The 18195-nt window shown below is 70.1% G+C and carries 14 protein-coding genes; 5 read left to right on the forward strand and 9 right to left on the reverse strand.

Going from position 1 to position 18195, the window contains the following annotated elements:
• Position 1 precedes the first annotated feature (1 nt).
• From ACQFZP_RS09525 to ACQFZP_RS09545, 5 genes are all read right to left on the reverse strand, one after another.
• Positions 2–850 (reverse strand): transglutaminase family protein, encoded by an 849-nt coding sequence (locus ACQFZP_RS09525; protein WP_104254567.1) that lies wholly within the window; start codon positions 848–850, stop codon positions 2–4.
• Positions 847–1788: an alpha-E domain-containing protein gene (locus ACQFZP_RS09530; protein ID WP_068478330.1), complete on the reverse strand. Its 942-nt coding sequence runs from the start codon at positions 1786–1788 to the stop codon at positions 847–849. Before ACQFZP_RS09530 ends, ACQFZP_RS09525 begins: the two co-directional genes overlap by 4 nt.
• On the reverse strand, positions 1782–3572 hold the full coding sequence (locus ACQFZP_RS09535; RefSeq protein ID WP_104310912.1) for a circularly permuted type 2 ATP-grasp protein: 1791 nt from the start codon (positions 3570–3572) through the stop codon (positions 1782–1784). Before ACQFZP_RS09535 ends, ACQFZP_RS09530 begins: the two co-directional genes overlap by 7 nt.
• A 121-nt stretch (positions 3573–3693) precedes the next feature.
• A complete protein-coding gene (locus ACQFZP_RS09540; protein WP_211891170.1) occupies positions 3694–5109 on the reverse strand; it encodes an FAD-binding oxidoreductase in 1416 nt (471 codons plus the stop codon).
• A gap of 409 nt (positions 5110–5518) precedes the next feature.
• The gene (locus tag ACQFZP_RS09545; protein WP_211891171.1) at positions 5519–10111 is read right to left on the reverse strand and encodes a proline dehydrogenase family protein; all 4593 of its coding nucleotides are present in this window, start codon (positions 10109–10111) and stop codon (positions 5519–5521) included.
• Between the two features lie 119 nt (positions 10112–10230).
• Between ACQFZP_RS09545 and ACQFZP_RS09550 the strand changes: the two genes are divergently transcribed.
• The 3 genes from ACQFZP_RS09550 (at position 10231) to ACQFZP_RS09560 (ending at position 13711) form a co-directional block, all read left to right on the forward strand.
• Positions 10231–11184 carry an L-lactate dehydrogenase gene (locus ACQFZP_RS09550; protein WP_104310909.1) on the forward strand — a complete coding sequence of 318 codons (954 nt, stop codon included), beginning with the start codon at positions 10231–10233 and terminating at the stop codon, positions 11182–11184.
• 83 nt (positions 11185–11267) lie between these two features.
• Entirely contained in the window at positions 11268–11960 is a 693-nt protein-coding gene (locus ACQFZP_RS09555) for a YczE/YyaS/YitT family protein (protein ID WP_211891172.1), read from the forward strand.
• 167 nt (positions 11961–12127) lie between these two features.
• A complete protein-coding gene (locus ACQFZP_RS09560) occupies positions 12128–13711 on the forward strand; it encodes an amino acid permease (RefSeq protein WP_211891173.1) in 1584 nt (527 codons plus the stop codon).
• A gap of 105 nt (positions 13712–13816) precedes the next feature.
• Here ACQFZP_RS09560 and ACQFZP_RS09565 read toward each other — a convergent pair whose 3' ends face one another.
• Positions 13817–14776 carry a carbohydrate kinase family protein gene (locus tag ACQFZP_RS09565; RefSeq protein ID WP_211891174.1) on the reverse strand — a complete coding sequence of 320 codons (960 nt, stop codon included), beginning with the start codon at positions 14774–14776 and terminating at the stop codon, positions 13817–13819.
• A gap of 68 nt (positions 14777–14844) precedes the next feature.
• Between ACQFZP_RS09565 and ACQFZP_RS09570 the strand changes: the two genes are divergently transcribed.
• Positions 14845–15204, forward strand: coding sequence for a hypothetical protein (locus ACQFZP_RS09570; protein WP_146080713.1), 360 nt, complete (start codon positions 14845–14847; stop codon positions 15202–15204).
• Between the two features lie 3 nt (positions 15205–15207).
• Here ACQFZP_RS09570 and ACQFZP_RS09575 read toward each other — a convergent pair whose 3' ends face one another.
• Positions 15208–15942, reverse strand: a complete 735-nt coding sequence (locus ACQFZP_RS09575) for an ABC transporter permease (RefSeq protein ID WP_211891175.1) — start codon at positions 15940–15942, stop codon at positions 15208–15210.
• Positions 15939–16721 (reverse strand): ABC transporter ATP-binding protein, encoded by a 783-nt coding sequence (locus ACQFZP_RS09580; protein WP_211891176.1) that lies wholly within the window; start codon positions 16719–16721, stop codon positions 15939–15941. Before ACQFZP_RS09580 ends, ACQFZP_RS09575 begins: the two co-directional genes overlap by 4 nt.
• A gap of 63 nt (positions 16722–16784) precedes the next feature.
• Here ACQFZP_RS09580 and ACQFZP_RS09585 point away from each other — a divergent pair, with 63 nt between their 5' ends.
• Complete coding sequence (locus tag ACQFZP_RS09585; protein WP_104310903.1) at positions 16785–17960, forward strand: SLC13 family permease; 1176 nt, start codon at positions 16785–16787, stop codon at positions 17958–17960.
• Between the two features lie 3 nt (positions 17961–17963).
• On the opposite strand, the gene ACQFZP_RS09590 is transcribed toward ACQFZP_RS09585, so the two are convergent.
• On the reverse strand, positions 17964–18194 hold the full coding sequence (locus ACQFZP_RS09590; RefSeq protein WP_179555398.1) for a hypothetical protein: 231 nt from the start codon (positions 18192–18194) through the stop codon (positions 17964–17966).
• Position 18195: the final 1 nt, after the last annotated feature.

An 18195-nucleotide genomic window follows, 5' to 3' on the forward strand; every position in this document is an offset into this window, starting at 1 on the left:
ACTAGGCCTCCCGCGTGATGTCGACCTTCACGAACAGCTGCGAGGAGAACGGTCCCGCGTACACGCCGCGCAGTGGAGGCACGTCGTTGTAGTCGCGGCCGCGGCCGACAAGCACGTGGCGCTCGCCGATCGGGATGTCGTTCGTCGGGTCCCAGCCTCGCCACTCGCCGTCCCAGTACTCGATCCACGCGTGCGACTCGCCGCTCACCGTCTCACCGATCTCGGCGTTCGGCCGCGGGTGCAGGTAGCCGGACACGTAGATCGCGGGAATCCCGGCAGCGCGCAGCGCCCCGAGCGCGATGTGTGAGATGTCCTGGCAGACGCCGCGCTTGTGCTCCCACGCCTCGGCGGCCGTCGTGCGGACGCCCGTCACTCCGCCCTCGTAGGCGACAGCCTCGTAGACGAGGTGCAGGATCTCCATCGCCGTGGATGCAGGTCCGGTGTTCGCGCCCTTGACCTCAGCCGCGAGCGCCTTGACATCCTCCGGCGGCATCGTGAGGCGCGTCTGCGCCGTCTGCTCGACGAGCTCGACGCTGCGGAGTCGCTCGCGAGCCAGCTCATCCCAGCTCAGCGACAGCTGCCCGGCCTCGGGACGCTGACGCACCTCGACGAGGCTCGACGCCGTCAGCGACAGCTCCGAGTGCGGGTTCAGCACCTCGAAGGCCGTCACCTTCGTACCCCAGTAGTCGGAGTAGTTGTGCGTCGACGAGTGCGGCGTGACATCGAGGTGCCCGAACAGCACGAACTGGCCGTTGTTGGCCATCGGCAGCATGCGGGCCTCGTTGTACGAGGTCGTGACGTCGCCCTCGTATCGGAAGCCGGTGGAGTGGCGGATGCGGATGCGGCTCATGAGTTGTCTCCCACCCAGCTCGGGGCTGTGATCGACGGGAAGTAGCGCTGGCGGATGGCCTCGGAGGCCCGAGACACCGCGTCCTGCACGCCATCCATGTAGCGGGGCAGGTCGGCCAGGGTGTCGTGGATGGGCCGGTACTCGAGGTCGGACGAGATCTGGCCGAGCAGGCGCTGGGCCTGGTCGGTGACTCCGACGCGGCCGCCGCGCTCGTGGCGGGGCTGGATGTCGTAGAGGCAGGAGAGCGCCGTCGACACCGAGTACTGGATCGACCGTGGGAAGAGACGGTCGAGGAGCAGGAACTCCGCCGCGTTCGCCGCGGAGGGCATGCCGTGATAGGTGCGCAGGTACGACTCATACGCGCCGCACGAGCGGAGGATCGTCGTCCAGGAAGCGCCGGACGCCTCCGTGAGCGAACGCGTCGCGAGCAGGCGTGCCGTCATGTCGGCGCGCTCGAGCGAGCGGCCGAGCATCATGAACTGGTACGCGTCGTCGCGGCTCGCCGCCGAGTTGACGACACCCACCGCGAGCGCCGAACGCTCGCGAACCCACGCGAACAGGTCGTGCACCTTCTCCTGGCGCACGCTGAACGGCATGCGCGAGTAGGTGGCGTTGAGGCACTCCCACAGCTCCGTCGACACGATCTCACGGGCGCGGCGAGCGTTCTCGCGGGCCGCGTTCACCGAGTAGGCGATCGAGGCGGGCTGCGAGCGGTCGACGGCCATGAGGTTCAGCACGTCAGAGCGGGTCAGCTCGGCATCCGGCTGCACATCCGCAGCGCCCATGACGCTCAGGAGCGAGCGGCAGGCAGTCGCCTCGTCGACCCACGGGTCCTCGAGCAGCAGCTGCAGGTGCACGTCCAGGATGCGCGCGGTGCCGTCGGCCCGCTCGACATAGCGGCCGATCCAGAAGAGCGACTCGGCGATACGGCTCAGCATGCGTCCGTTCCCTTCTGGTTCGTGTCGGCAGGTCCCGCCGCGACGGGCGCTTCCGAGCGCGCCTGCTGCTGTTGCTGGATCTGCTCTGACTGAGCGTGCGAATGCGACTGAGCCTGGGAGGCCCGCCCCTGCGTCTGCTGCTGCGTCTGCTGCTGGTCGCCGCGCTTGGGGGCGTCCTGCGGCATGTGGTCCTGACGGTGCGGGATGACGCGAAGCACACCCGTCACGGGGTGCGGCGTCTCCGACATGTCGGCCTGGTCGTCGAGCAGCTCCTCGACGCCGTGAGGCTGGGGCTTGGAGAAGCTGCGCTCGGCTCCGACCACCCACGTGTCCTTGGAGCCGCCGCCCTGGCTCGAGTTCACGACGAGCTGCCCCTCCGGCAGCGCGACGCGGGTGAGGCCGCCGGGCAGCACCCACACGTCGTGGCCGTCGTTGATGGCGAACGGGCGCAGGTCGGCGTGACGCGGCCGCATCCCGTCTTCCACGAGCGTCGGGATGGTCGAGAGCTGCACCACGGGCTGCGCGATCCAGCCGCGCGGATCGGCGAGCAGGCGCACGCGCATCTCGTCGAGCTCCTGCTTGCTGGCGCTCGGGCCGATCATGAGGCCCTTGCCGCCCGAGCCGTCGACCGGTTTCACGACGAGCTCGTCGAGGCGATCGAGCACCTCCTCGAGCGCGTCCGGCTCCTCCAGACGCCACGTGTCGACGTTCGGCAGGATCGCCTCTTCCGACAGGTAGTAGCGGATGAGGTCGGGCATGTACGTGTAGACGAGCTTGTCGTCGGCGACACCGTTGCCGACCGCGTTCGCGATCGTCACGTTGCCGAGCCGCGCCGCCATCATGAGGCCGGGCGAGCCGAGCATCGAGTCGCGGCGGAACTGCAGCGGGTCGAGGTAGTCGTCGTCGACACGGCGGTAGATGACGTCCACGCGCTGGGGGCCGGCGGTCGTGCGCATCCACACGCGGCCGCCGGAGCAGAACAGGTCGCGGCCCTCGACGAGCTCGACGCCCATGAGGCGGGCGAGCAGCGTGTGCTCGAAGTACGCGGAGTTGTAGACGCCGGGCGTGAGGACGACCACGGTCGGGTCCTCGATGCCGTCCGGCGCGGATGCACGCAGCGCGCCGAGCAGGCGGTTCGGGTAGTCGCCGACAGGGCGGACGCGCATGCGGGAGAAGAGCTCCGGGAGCGTCTGCGCCATGGCGCGGCGGTTCGAGATGACGTACGAGACGCCCGACGGGACACGCACGTTGTCTTCCAGCACGCGCATCTCGCCGTGCTCATCCCGGATCAGGTCGATGCCCGAGACGTGGATGCGCACCCCGTTCGCCGTGCGGATGCCCTTCGCAACGCGGTGGTAGTGCACCGAGGAGGCGATGAGGCTCGCCGGGATCACGCCGTCGGCGATGGCCCGCTGGTCGCCGTACACGTCGTCAAGGAACGCCTCGAGCGCGCGCACGCGCTGCTTGATGCCGGCTTCCGTCTTCTGCCACTCGGCGCGCTCGATGACGCGGGGGACCACGTCGAGCGGGAACGGACGCTCCTCGCCGGCGAAGTCGAACGTGACGCCCTGCGCGAGGTACGAGTCGGCGAGCGAATCGGAGCGGTGCCGGATCTGCTCCTGCGTCATCCCCGAGAGGACGTCGTAGAGATCTCGGTACGTGCGCCGCGGATCCAGCTCGCCCTCGGGCGCCTCCCCCATGAACATCTCGTCGAATGGCGGCGACAGCGCCGCTTGGGATTGCCTGGTCAGAGCCTGGCTGTAGCCGTCGAAGAGGTCACCCATGTCCCGAGACTAGTGGACGGAATGTGACGCCCTTGTTTCGCGGACGATCCTCCTGGACGGCACGCCCGAGGTCCCGCAAAAATTCCCGTCAATTGGGAACGCGACCACGCGGCGGCGCGGGCTACTCGGCGAAGACCTTGCCCGGGTTGAGAAGCCCCTGCGGGTCGAAGAGGCGCTTGATGCCGCGCTGCAGCTCGTACTGGCGCTCGCCGAGCTCCTCACCCAGCCACTGGCGCTTGAGGAGACCGACCCCGTGCTCCCCCGTGAGCGTGCCGCCGATCGAGATGGCGTACGTGAAGAGCTCGTCGGCCGCATCCCACACCGCCTGCGGGACGACAGTCTCCGCCCGGTCGTAGATGAACGTCGGATGCAGGTTGCCGTCACCGGCGTGCGCGACCGTGACGATCGTCGTGCCGGTGCGCGCCGCGACCTCGTCGATCTTCGCGAACATGTCTGGCAGCCGGTCGCGGGGCACGGACACGTCCTCGACCAGCACCTTCCCGAGCGCCTCCTTCGCCGCATACGCCTGGCGCCGCACATCCACGAGCGTCAGCGCCGACTGCGCATCCGTGGTCATCGAGACCGTGCCGCCGTTGGCTCGCAGCACCTCGACGATGCCCTCGGCCTCGGCGACCGCGTTCGCGCCGTCGGTCTGGATCAGCAGGTACGAGTCACCGTGCGAGGCGAGATCGACACCCGTGTAGGCGGAGACGGCGGCCAGCACGCCCCTGTCCATGAGCTCCATGATGGCCGGCTGGATGCCGGACGCGGTGACGGCGGCGGATGCACGGGCCGCGCTCCCCACGTCGGTGAAGTACGCGCCGATCGTCGGCACGACCCCGGGCACGAGCGGACGCAGCTTGAGCGTGCACTCGACGATCACGCCGAGCGTGCCCTCCGAACCGACCATGAGCGCGCACAGGTCGAGGCCCGTGACGCCCTTGACCGTTCGGTGGCCGACCTCGATGACCGAGCCGTCGATGAGCACGACCTTGAGCCCGAGCACGGCCTCCCGCGTCACCCCGTACTTCGCGCACAGCAGGCCACCCGCGTTCGTCGCGATGTTGCCGCCCACCGTCGAGATGTGCTTGGAAGCCGGGTCGGGCGCCCACCAGAAGCCGTGCCCCTCGAGCTGCTCGTTGAGCGCGCCGTTCAGGATGCCCGGCTGCACGACCGCAAGCTGGTTGGCGGGCGAGACCTCGAGGATCCGGTTCATGCGCAGGGTCGAGAGCACGATCTCCCCCTCGCCGCCAGCCCCACCTCCCGCGAGGCCCGTGCCGGCTCCGCGCGTGACGATGGGGACGCCGAGCTCGCTCGCGATGCGGCACGCCGCCTGCACATCCTCAACCGACTCCGCCTCGACCAGCGCGAGCGGGACTCCGGCCGCGACCACGCCGGAGCGGTCGACGCGCAGAAGCTCAAGCGCCGCCAGGTCAGTCACCACTCGGCCAGGCAGCTCGCGGGACAAGGCCTCCAAGGCTCGCGCAGGGTCAGGCGTTCGCGGGGAGTCGGGGGTTCCGTCGGCGTCGACAGTCATGCGTTCGATCGTAGGCGACCGGCACGGAGGACACCCGTATCCGCTCGCTCAGTCCTTTGATGACCGAGGTCGTGGCGGCCCTCCCACGCGCGGTCTGCCGCCGCGTGCGGGGTTTCTCCGACTGTGATGGGTTCTACGGATGCGCGTGCGGGGTTTCTCCGACCGATGATGGGTAAAAACCCATCACGCTCGCAAGAAGTCCGCACGGTCCTTGGATGGACGCGCTCGGCACATCCCAGCAGATCGGCGTGCCCTCATCACACGAAGCGCTGCCTCGGCGCGGCTTCTGCGACATCCGCCCCACGCCTGACCAGCATCAGTGCGAAATCCTCGACTGAAACCTTCCAACCGCGATTTCAGCTCGAAATCGCACTGATGTTGGACAGCGCTCGCGGGACACCTGAGCGCATTACCCGCGGGACTTGATGGGGCCCTGCGTGATGGGCGCGTCCGGGTCGATGGTCTGCTCGTACGGGAACAGCTGCTGCATGCGCGCGTCGGGGTGCCCGTTCCGGTGCGCGGTGATGGAGATCGCCTGCTCGCGGAGGAACGGGAGCGCCTCGATGCGGCCGGCGGGCGTGACCGCGTCCGACCAGATGGAGATGTCCGGGTCGCCTTGGAGGGCGTCGCAGAACTCTCGCCGCCTGCCGCCGATGAGGCGCACGCGCAGCGTCTCGATGCCACCCGTGCGGGCGCGCTCGGCGAACTCGGCGTCGGTCTCGCGCTGCACGGCCAGGCCCTGCGCGTGCAGCTCTGCGAGCACCGCATCCGGCACCTCGATGCCCGACGTGATGACGGGCTTCGAGCGCACGATGCGGGCGGCGACGATGACGCGGATGAGGTCGGCGAGCGTCGCGTCCTCGGCCGCGCGGACCGTGGCGCGCGCCGGGATGTATCGCATGAGGTTGCGCTCGAACTTCAGGTTCGAGACGTCGGAGACCTCGCCGAACTCCTCGTTGAACGCGATCTGGTCGCTGAGGGAGGCGCGGCGGAGGCGGTCGAAGGTCTCGTAGTCCATGAACGGGGCCGCCGACTCGATGAGCGCCGTCGCCTGCTCATCGATGCCGCGCAGGTGGAGGGTCTGGGACTGCTCGCCGTGGTTCGGGCGCCACGCGCCGAGGGAGAGCAGCGAGTTGGGGCCCCCGAACTTGGTGGCCGTGCCGACCATGGAGCGGAGCCAGCCGCCGAACGGCTGACGCTGGGGCGTGTTGCCGAGGATGTCGCGGTTCACGTACAGGTTGCCGGCCTCGACCCGGCGCAGCCATTCGGCGATCTCGGTGCGGTCGAGCGAGTGGATGCCCGCCGTCAGCCCGTACTGGGTCGAGTTCTGCAGGCGGATGGCCTCATCCAGGGTGTGCGTGTGCATGACGCTCAGCACGGGGCCGAAGAACTCGGTGACGTGCTGATAGCTGCCCGGCTTGACGCCGACGCGGATGCCGGGCGACCAGAGTCGGCCGGTGTCGTCGAGCTGCCGCGGCTCGACGAGCCACGATTCGCCCTCGCCGAGGGACGTGAGCGCGAAGCGCAGCTGCGAGTCGGGCGGGGAGACGAGGGGCCCGACGACGGCGCCGGGGTCGCTCGGGTAGCCGATGCGCAGCGACGCGACGGCGTCGGCGAGCTGCTCATGGAAGCGCTTCGAGCGGGCCACGGAGCCGACGAGGATGACCGTGCCGGCGTGGCCGGGCCGCTGCCCCGCGCTGAGGAACGCGCTGCGCGCGACATCGAGGGCGGCCCGGTCGAGGTCGGCGCTCGGCGTGATGATCATGGAGTTCTTGCCGCTTGTCGCCGCGATGAGCGGCAGGTCGGGGCGCCAGCGCAGGAACGAGCGCGCCGTCTCCCAGTTGCCGCTGAGCAGCACCCGCTGCACGCGGTCGTCGGTGATGAGCATCTGTCCGAGCTGCTCGTCCGAGAGGAGGCTCTCGTCGCAGATCGCGAGCTGTACAAGGTCGCGTGGGATGTCCGCATCCCACAGCACCTCGGCGAAGACGGCCGCCGTGCGGCGCGTGCGAGGCGATGGCTTCAGGACAACCGCGCTGCCGGCCGCGAGCGCCTGCGCCGTGTGCCCCGCGCTGCCTGCGACGGCGGGCACCCAGGACGGCGTGACGACGGTCACGGCGACGGGTTCGAAGTCGGCGCCCTGCATGCGGTCGAGCTGGCGGGCGAGGTGCGCGTAGTAGTTGGCGAGGTCGATGCAGCGGCTCACGTCGGCATCGACGTCGGGGAGTGGGGTCCCCGTCTCTGAGACGGCCACCTCGATGAGACGCGCTCGGTTCGCTTCGAGCGCCTTCGCCACCTTCTCGAGCACGGCTGCCCGCTCCCAGCCCGGCTTCTGGGCCCAGGGTTCGGCTGCGCGCTCTGCGCGCGAGAGCAGCGCATCCACGTCGCCAGGCTCGTGCAGCAGGTGCCGCTCGACCTCGTCGATGCCGAGCTCGCTGCGAGGCACTCGACGCTGGATGGAGAGGAGCCAGTCGCGGTTGCTGGCAAGCGACGGGTCGGTGCCGGGCGAGTTGCGGAACGTGTTGCGCAGCAGTCGGCCGCGCTTCAGCCCGAGCACGACTTCGGTGAGGCGAGGGCTGGGGCCCGTGTCGGCCGGGTTCTCGGTGACTTCTTCGTCGTCGTCGATGACGGGCTTCGAGGCCGGCTTCAGCTTCTTCACGCGCGCCGGCCGTTCGGCCGCGGGCTCCTCGTCCTCGAAGAGGCCGTCTGGGAACAGCTCGAGCTGGATGCTCGCCGTCACGGTGGCGGCGTCGTCGGCGAGCACGCGGTCCTGTTCGCGGTTCGGGCCTGAGTCGATCTGCCGCATCCGGGCAGTCGCGCTGAGGAGTCGCTCGTCATCGGGATGCACGGCGTCGGCACCCGCACCGGCCGTGACGGCGGCGGTCGCGGATGCTGCGTCGGCCGGCTCCGCGCCGAGCTGCCTGGCCCGCACGTCGACCCGGTGCTGCAGGTAGCTGGCCGCGTGGCGCTGCGTGGTTCCGTCGACGACGGGGGTGCGCTCGACGAGTTCGACACCGGCCGAGCGGATGCGAGCGAGGGTCGCGTCGTCTGCCGAGCGAGGAACGACGACCCTGACCGGTTTCGGCAGCCCTCGAGCGTTCGCGATCGCGGCGGCGAGTGCCACGTCGCGGCGCGCGTCCGCTTCGACCTCGACCCGGAACGCTGCGACGTGGTCGATCGCGAGCGCCTCGTCGAGGAGGCGCGCGAAGTTGGCGTCGACGTCGGCGTCCGACGCGTAGGTTGCGAGGCGCCAGCCGTTGATGACGGCGTCGGCGCGCTCGAGGTCGTGGTTCGCGTCTCGCGTGATGGCGACCGTGATGTCGGAGCCGAGGTCCTCGCGGCGCATGTGCGCCCATCCACCGATGCGGCGGAGCAGGCCGGGCGTCTCGGGGAACTGGGCGGGCAGGGAGATGCCCACGTGCAGGCCGCGCAGCTCCTCCTGCTCGAAGGCGCGCATGAACGCCTGCACGGTCAGCTCGAGATCGGTCGACGACTGAGCTCGCAGCATGAGCAGCGGAGGCGTCGGCGCGGTGAGAGCCGCCCGGCCGAGTGCGGAGAGCTTGAAGACGACGCGCTCGAGCGTTCCGTCGAAGTCCCAGAGGGCTGGCTGCGCTTCGATGTCGACGACACGAAGTTCGAGCTCGCGAATCTGGCCGGCTGCGAGGAGCTGCGTGTAGGTCTCGAGGCGCGCGTTCGAGGCGCGCTCGCCGAGCACCTCATCGCCGAGCAGGCGGATGCGGGAGACGGCCCCTCGAGACGCGGCTCGTTCGACGGCGGCCGAGAGGTCGGCTGGTGCGTTCCGGACGGTGTCCTCTCCGAAGAACGCCGCTGTCGCCCGACGCATGAGCGGCACCGCGAGCCACGGGACTCCGGGGCCGGCGAAGGCACCGAGCTGGAACACGCGCTTCGTGCTGGTCGAGAGGCTCGCGGGAAGCTTCGGGGCGAGGTCGCCGAGGCCGTTGCCGGCCGCGATCGCGTCGTCCGGGCGGATGACCTCGTCGATGAGGGAGCGGAGGAACACCTCGCCGTCCGACCCGCTGAGCACACGGTCGAGCTCGGAGGTCGTGTCGGCTCGCCGCTTCGCTCGAGTGCTCGAAGCCGCCTCGACCGCGGCGGCCCGCTTCGCGTCGGCGTCGGCCACCTGCTCGCGCCAGCCGCGGAGCAGGGCGAGCGCAGCCGGCAGCGCTTCGGAGACGGGGACGTCCCGCAGCTGCGTCACGACCGGCATGGCCGCGGTCGGCGGGGCCGCGTCGGCGGGCGGCCGAGCCGTCGCCTGACCGGGCTGGGTGCCCGTGGCCGGGCCCTGCGCTACGACGCCGGCATGACCGGTGTCGCGGTCCCCCGTCGCCGTGCGCCCTTCCGCCCGGAGCGCCGCGACTATCGAGTCGTCGACGGCGACGGTCTGGTCTGGACGCGGTACGGCACCCCGTCCAGCATCTCGATCGCCCGTCGCGGTTCGCCCCTCGGCACGGAGCGCGCTCACGATCGAGTCGTCGACGGCGACGGTCTCATTCGAGGAGGGCTGAGCGACAGCATCCGCTCCCCTGGGTTCGAGGGTCGTCTCCCCGTCCGCCGGCGTCTCCACGTCTGCCGGCGTCTCCACGTCGCCCGCGTTCGCATCCGCGGGGGCGTTGGTGACTGGCTCGCCGGGAGTCGAAGCGCCGGTGGCTGCAGCATGAGGGGCGGCAGCGCCATCGGCTGAGGCATTGCCGCCGGCTGCAGGGCCATCGGCCGCAGAGCCGTCAGCCGTCGCATCGGCGGGATCCTGAGTGGCGTCGCCATCATCCGCGCCACCGTCGCGCTTCGCGAGCACCTGCTTCACGAAATCTGCGCGCTGCACCCGCCTGGCGTCGACCTCCTCGAGTCCGCGCGCGCGTCGGTCGGGGCCACCGCGGCCGACCGCGCCGCCACCATCCTTCGAACTGGCACCGCCAGCCGATCCGCTCGGTGGAGGAGTCGCGCCGTCGTGCCGTGATCCTTCACTTGATTCCGACGGGATGCGCATGCGAACGAGCGTAACCAGCGCACCTTCAGCGCAACCCGAGCCGCGCCGCGACACGCCGCAGCGATCAGGCCAGCGCCCATACGATCAGAGGGTTGCTGATCTTCCCGAAAGGAAGCACCATGCCCGTGCAGAAGCAGTCGAAGGTCGCGATCGTGGGGGCTGGCAGCGTCGGCACCTCGCTTGCGTACGCGTGCCTCATCCGTGGCGTCGCCCGCGAGATCACCCTCTACGACATCGACACGAAGAAGGTCGAAGCGGAGGTGCTCGACCTCGCGCACGGCACCCAGTTCACGGGTTCGAGCGTCATGACCGGCTCCAGCGACATCACGACCGTCGCGGGAGCCGACGTCGTCATCATCACGGCGGGCGCCAAGCAGAAGCCCGGGCAGACGCGCCTCGACCTGGTCGGCGTGAACGTCGGCATCCTCGAGTCGCTCATGCCGCAGCTCGTGGAGCTCGCACCCAACGCCGTGTTCGTGCTCGTCACGAACCCGTGCGACGTGCTCACGGTCGTCGCCCAGCGCATCTCCGGCCTGCCGCCCGGCCGGGTCATCTCGTCGGGAACGGTGCTCGACACCTCCCGCCTGCGCTGGATCATCGCGAAGCTCGCGGGCGGTCTCGCGCCCACGAGCGTGCACGCCACCATCGTCGGCGAGCACGGTGACAGCGAGTTCGCGCTGTGGTCGCAGGCCACGATCGGCCCCATCCCCATCCTCGACTGGGAGCGCGACGGCGAACGCCCCTTCACCGAGGACACCCTCGAGAGCATCACCCACGATGTGCGGACGGCCGCGTACAAGGTCATCGAGGGCAAGGGCGCCACGAACTACGCGATCGGCCTGTCCGGCGCCCGCATCGCCGAGGCCATCGTCAACGACGAGCACGCCATCATGCCCGTCTCCACGCTGCTGCAGGGGCAGTGGGGCATCGACGACGTCGCCATCTCGACCCCCGTGATCGTGGGCGCCAACGGCGTCGAGCGCATCCTCGACACCCCCATGTCGCCGAGCGAGCTCGAGAAGTTCCTCGCGTCCGCCGAGGAGATCCGCTCCACGGTGCGCTCCGTCAGCTAAGCCCGCCAGCCCGGCGCCCGCACCCATCCACTGTTCCCGAGTGGACCGCGATGCCGCCGCGCGCGAGGGGCTTAGATAAGCGGATGCGCTCCATCGTCCGCCTGCCCCGTCGCGCCACGCAGCTCGTCATCGGCATCGTCCTCTACGGCCTCGCCATCGCGATGATCGTGCGGGGTGAGCTCGGCGTCTCCCCGTGGGATGTGCTGACGCTCGGCATCCAGGTGCAGTCGGGGCTGCCCTTCGGGCTCATCACGGTGCTCATCAGCGTCGTCGTGCTCCTCATCTGGATCCCCCTCCGGCAGCGGCCGGGGTTCGGGACGCTCTTCAATGCGCTCTTCGTCGGGCCCTGCGCCGACCTGGGGCTCTGGCTCATCCCCGAGGGCCTCGATCTCTGGTGGCGCATCCTCCTGCTGGCCGGGGGCATCCTCACCCTCGGGCTCGCGACGGGCCTCTACATCGGCGCGCTCTTCGGGCCGGGGCCGCGCGACGGGCTCATGACGGGCCTGCACCGCGTCACCGGCTGGCGCATCTGGATCGTGCGCACGAGCCTCGAGGTCATCGTGCTCGCCATCGGGTGGATGCTCGGCGGCGACGTCGGCATCGGCACCGTCGCGTTCGCCCTGCTCATCGGCCCCATCTGCGGCGTCACGATCCGCTGGTTCACGGTCGACATCGGCGGCGCCACCGAAGCGCAGACGACCGCGGAACGGGACGCACGCGGCAGCGTCGAACCCAGCGACCCCGAGACCCTGCCAGGCGATTCCCCGGCGAGCTGACGGGATCACCCACGTCACTTATGAACACAAGGTGAACGGGACGTGTGACGCCCCCTACCCTTGCTCAGTACCGACCTCGAGGCGCCCAGCGCGCTCCTCCCTCATGTGCTGACTCTTCAGCGAACGCGCGACGCCCGGGGTTCCCTTCACCAGGAGAAACGTGATCCATGACGTCCCCACGCGCTGACGGCCAGATTCCAGAGGGTGCCGCAGCACCCCACACCGAGGCCGTCTTCACCGAGAAGGGCCGCGACCTGAGCGAGCGTGGCCACCAGTCGCGCCGCGGCCCGGCCGTCGAGCAGGGCGAGGCCCTCGCCAACACGCTCAAGCCGCGCCACCTGTCGATGATCGCCCTCGGCGGTGTCATCGGCGCGGGCCTCCTCGTCGCCTCCAGCACCGCGATCCTCGCGGCCGGCCCCGCCGTCATCCTCGCCTACGCCCTCGCGGGCGTCGTCGTCGTGCTCGTCATGCGGATGCTCGGCGAGATGGCCTCCATCTCCCCCGAGACCGGATCGTTCTCGGCCTACGCGACGCGATTCATCGGGCCGTGGGCCGGCCTCTCCATCGGCTGGCTCTACTGGTGGTTCTGGGTGGTCGTCGTGGGCATCGAGGCCACGGCCGCCGCCGTCATCATCAGCGGCTGGCTGCCTGAGGTTCCCCAGTGGATCCCGGCGCTCATCATCACCCTCGTGTTCCTCATCGCGAACCTCATCAGCGTGAAGTCGTTCGGCGAGTTCGAGTTCTGGTTCGCGTCGATCAAGATCGTCTCCATCATCATCTTCATCATCGTCGGCGCGCTCCTCATCGCGCACGTCATCCCGAACAACACGGCCACGTTCGGGAACCTCGCGCCGGCCGACGGCGGCTTCGCCCCGTTCGGCGTCGCTGGCATCCTCGCCGCGCTCCTCCCCGTCATCTTCTCCATGTTCGGCGCCGAGGTCGCCACCATCGCGGCCGGCGAGTCCGAGCAGCCAGCCCAGGCGGTGCGCAAGGCCGTGAACTCGGTCGTGTGGCGCATCCTGCTCTTCTACATCGGCTCCATCCTCGTGGTCCTCATCGTGCTGCCCTGGGACCAGATCACGGCAGGCGTGAGCCCGTTCGTCACGATGCTGAACGCCGCCGGAATCGGTTGGGCAGCCCTCGCGATGGACATCATCGTGCTCTCCGCGCTGCTCTCCACCCTCAACGCGTCGCTCTACACCGCGTCCCGCATGGCGTTCTCGCTGTCGCGTCGCGGCGAGGCGCCGAAGGCGTTCCGCAAGGTCTCGAAGCGCGGCACCCCGTACGTCGCGATCCTCGCATCCGCCGTCGTCGGCCTGCTCTCGGTCGTGCTCAACTACACGACCCCCGAGTACGTGTTCTCGTTCCTCGTGAACTCGACGGGCGCTGTCGCGATCTTCGTGTGGATCGTCATCGCCGTCTCCCAGCTGCGCTCGCGCCGCATCCTCGCGGAAGACGCCGTCGCCGCCGGCGAGGACCCGAACGCGATCACCAAGGGCGCCATCCGCATGTGGGGCTTCCCGTGGCTCACCTGGGTGGTCATCGTCGCGCTCTCCGCGCTGCTCATCTACATGTTCTTCGCGGGCGAGACGCGCCTCATCGAGGTCACGACGAGCTTCATCATCGCTGGCATCTCGATCGTCGCGGGCGTCTCCGTGCAGCGCAAGCAGAAGCGCGAGCGCGCGGCGGCGGCAGTGGCGCCTGCGTCGAGCTCGGCTTCGGGCCCGGCGTCAGCGGCCGCGTCGGAGTAGTTGCCCCACCGGCCCACGGTTTCGGGATGGGCAAATCACTTCGCTGCGGGAAGTTCCCCAGCACGAAGCGACTTCTCCATCCCGAGACCGCCGGGAGGTCGCGGCCTACGCGTCGGCGGCGGGCGGCAGGTCGTCGTCCGCGGCGAGGAAGCTGCCCGTGACCCGCACCGTGGCGGCCGCGACGGTCATCGCTCGCTGCAGCACTCGGCGCGCATCCGCCGCCTCGTGCGGTACCCCACCTTGCGCGATGGAGGCGACCGCGGTCGCGAAGACCGCGTCGCCGGCCCCCATCGTGTCGACGATCTCACCTGGCAGCTCGACGATCGGCTCGGCCACATCGATGCCGGCCCGGTTGACCCAGCGCCCGCCGCGCGTGCCCTCCGTGGCGAGCACGTGGGTGGCGCCGAGGTCGAGCATGTCGCTGGTCGCCTCGTCGAGGGGCGCTTCGAAGAGCAGGTCGGCGTCGTTGTCGGACAGGTGTGCGAACAGGGCGCTGGACACGTGCCGCTCGAAGTTGTCGAGGAACGCGCCTGGGTCCTCGACGAGCCCCAGGCGCGGGTTCGGGTCGAGGAGCAGACGCTCCTGCGGGCGGATCACGGCCTCGAGGAGCCGCCTGTGCTGCTTCTTGTCGTCGAACGCGAAGCCGGAGATCGCGACGAACGGCGCCGCGCGGATGAGCGCCACCTGCTCGTCGTCGAAGCGGATGCGGCGGGCCCGGGCCGCGTCGTCGAACGTGTACAGGGGCTCCCCGTCGGCTGGTTCGCCGAGGGCCCGCCCGGTGCCCGCGAGCGACACCGACGGCGCGAACTGGATGCCCCGCTTCCGCAGGTGGTCGCGGATGCGGAGCCCGTCCGGGTCGTCGCCGATGCTCGCGATGAGGGCGACGGGCACCCCCAGGCGCGCGAGCGCCATGGTGACGTTGAGGGCTGAGCCGCTCACGTAGCTGCGGCGGGTGAGTCCCCCACGCGCCTCCGTCTCCTGCAGTTCCGTGACGATGGCGTCCCCGATGACCACGACAGGCGCGTCTGGAGCGGGGCGGGCCTTCGCTGTGGGTTTACTGCTCATGTCCCCGATTGTGCCTTGCATGGATGGACCCTGACTGTCTGTTCGAAGTGCGCGCTTATCCTCGTTGCATGTCCACTCCAGCTACCAGCCGAGAGGCAGCGCACGTGCTGCTCGACGCCGTCTCCGTCACGGAGGTGTCGCCAGATGCCGCGGCGCTCGCCTATGAGCGACTCGTCGAAGTCGGTGCCTTCGTCGTGCAGGTCGAGCAGGGGCAGGGGCTGGACTCCGACGGCGACCCGGATGCGGAGCTGCCGGCTGACGGCGGCCCCAACCAGGTGAAGGTCAACATCGAGCTGTCGAACCTGCTGCACGCCAACTACATGACGCTCGACTGGCTCATCGAGGAGCTCGCCCACGCCCGCAACACGACGCGCGACGACATCATCATCGCGCTCCGCGAGCATCTCGACAGCGTCGCCGCCAAGTAGCGTCTACCCGGTTCGACGGCGAAGGGTGAGCGAGCCCAGGATGAGCGCGCCGACCGCGAACGCGAAGATGACGAGGACGGGCGCCCACAGGTCCCATGCCGAGCTCCCCGCCGTGACGGCGTTGATGGCGTCGATGCCGTAGCTCAGTGGCAGCCAGTCGGAGATCGCCTGCAGCGCGTCCGGCATCTGGTCGCGGGGCATGAGGATGCCGCCGAGCAGGATCTGCGGGATGACGAGCACGGGCATGAACTGCACTGCCTGGAACTCGGTGCGCGCGAACGCGCTCGCGAGCAGCCCCAGCGCGGTGCCGAGCAGCGCATCCGCGACCGCGCCGAGGCCAAGCTGCCACAGCGGGCCCTCCACGCTCAGGCCGCACACGACTACGGCGAACGCCACGGTGACGATGGCCTGCGCCACCGCGGCGACGGCGAACGCGAGCGCGTAGCCGACGATGAAGTCGCCCTTCGCGAGCGGCGTCGTCATGAGCCGCTCGAGCGTGCCCGAGCGGCGTTCCCTGAGGGTCGTGATGCTCGTGATGAGGAACATGATGATGAACGGGAACAACGCCAGGATCGCCGGGCCCAGCCGCTGGAACACACCGTCCTGCTCGGAGAACAGCCAGGCGAAGAGGCCGACGAGCAGGCTCGGGGCGACGACCATGAGCGCGATGGAGCGCGGGTCGTGGCGGAGCTGCCTGAGCACGCGCCCGGCCGTGGCGAGCGTGCGCCGGGGGCTCACGATGCGCCCCCTTCTGCGGATCCCGCGTGCCGCCCGTGTCGCGTATCGCCGCGTTCGATGAGGGCGAGGAAAGCCGCATCCGCGTCGCTGGCGCCTGTCTCACGGAGGAGCTCCGGCGGGGTGGTGTCGGCGATGAGGTGGCCATCCCGCATCAGGATGAGGCGGTCGCAGCGCATGGCCTCATCCATGACGTGGCTGCTGACGAACAGGGTCGCGCCATCGTCGGCGAGTGAGCGGAACAGCGCCCACAGGTCCTGGCGCAGCACGGGGTCGAGGCCGACGGTGGGTTCGTCGAGCACGAGCACCTCCGGGTCCCCGAGCATCGCCACCGCGAGGGAGACGCGGTTCTTCTGCCCGCCGCTCAGCGACTCGACCTTCTGCCTGGCCTGCCCGGTGAGCCCGACGCGGTCGATGAGCGCGCCGAGGTCAGCCCGCCTGCTTCCGAGCACGCTCGCGAAGTAGCTGAGGTTCTGCGCCACGGTCAGGTCGTCGTAGACGGATGCGGCCTGCGTCGCGTAGGAGACGCGGGAGCGGAGCTGCCGCGATCCGGCGGGCTCGCCGAGCACCGTCACGGTGCCACCCGCCGTCTTCTGCACGCCGACGATGGCGCGCATGAGGGTCGTCTTCCCACATCCGGATGGCCCGAGGAGACCGCTGATCTGCCCGCGGGGAATCGAGAGGTCCAGCCCGTCGAACACCGCCTTGCCGCCGCGTCTGACGTGCAGCGCGCTCACGACGACGGCCGCCTCGCGGCTCGCAACGTCATCGTTCGCGCTCATGCTCGAATCCTACGAGCGAGCACCGACATCGGGGCCGTATCGCGGGCCTAAACTTGCTCAGCCATGGCCGAGTCCCCCGCGTCCCGCGTCGCCCCACTCATCGCCACCGCCGTGCTCGTCGTCGCGGCGGTCGTCGTCGCGGCCACCGGTGTGCTGCCAGCTCCCGAGCTGCTGGAGCTGGGCGAGCGGGTGATACCCGTGCTGGCGTTCGTCGTGGGCATCACGATCGTCGCGGAGCTGGCGAGCGAGGCCGGCGTCTTCTCGGCGCTCGCCGACCGGCTCGCGAAGCTCGGCCGGGGCCGCCTGTGGTTGCTGTGGATGCTCGTGCTCCTGCTCGCTGTCGTGAGCACCGCCTTCCTCTCTCTCGACACGACCGCCGTGCTCGTCACCCCGGTGGTCGTGCTGCTCGCCGTGCACGTCGGCGTCTCACCCATCCCGTTCGCGCTCGCGACCGTCTGGCTCGCGAACACCGCGTCCCTCTTCCTGCCCGTCTCGAACCTCACGAGCCTGCTCGCGGCTCGGTCGTTCGAGGGCGGGCCGCTCCAGTTCCTCGCGCTGACGTGGGCACCGGCGCTCGTGGGCGTGGTCGCGAGCGCCGCCATCCTGTCGTTCGTCTTCCGCCGCCAGCTCGACCGTCGGTACCGCATGCCGACGCCCACGAGCATCCCGGACCGGCCGCTGCTGATCTTCTCGTCGGTCGTCACTGCCCTGCTGCTGCCACTGCTGGTCTCCGGCGTCGAAGTGGCGGTTCCGGCGGGCGCCGCCGCGCTCCTGCTCGTCGGCGCGTTCGCCGCGCGTCGGCGGGATGCGCTGCGCTTCGGCCTCGTGCCCTGGCAGGCGCTCGGCATCGCCGGGTCGCTGTTCGTGCTCGTCGAGGCCGCCCACGCGCACGGGCTGAGCGAGCTGCTCGCCGCCGTCTCGGGACGTGGCGACGACCCGCTCAGCCTCCTGCAGCTGGCGGCGATCGGCGCCGCGAGCGCCAACGGCATCAACAACCTGCCCGCCTACCTCGCCCTCGAACCCGTCGCCGACAGCCCCGCCCGATTGGTCGCGTTGCTCATCGGCGTCAACCTCGGACCGCTCGTCACGCCGTGGGCCTCGCTCGCGACGCTGCTCTGGCACGAGCGTCTCGTGTCACTGGGCGTGACGATCTCGTGGTTGCGCTTCGTCGCGCTCGGACTCGTGGGGGTCGCGATCATCGTGCCCCTCGCGACGCTGGCACTCGCCGCGACGGTGTGACTGCTACTTCTTCTTGCTCGCCATGTCGTCGAAGGCGGCCTGCAGGGCGATCGCGAAGCCGACGCCCAGAGCGATGCCCGTCATCATGAACGCGACCGTGAAGGCCGGGCTCATCGCCAGGATGACGGAGATCACGATCCCGATCGCGACGCCGATGGCGATGCCTAGGGCCCAGGGCACGAGCCGGGGGCGGTAGCTGCTGACGGGGTCCCTGTCTTGCTTCGGTGCGGTCACG

This window comes from Pseudoclavibacter sp. Marseille-Q434, assembly GCF_050315415.1.
GTDB lineage: Bacteria > Actinomycetota > Actinomycetes > Actinomycetales > Microbacteriaceae > Pseudoclavibacter.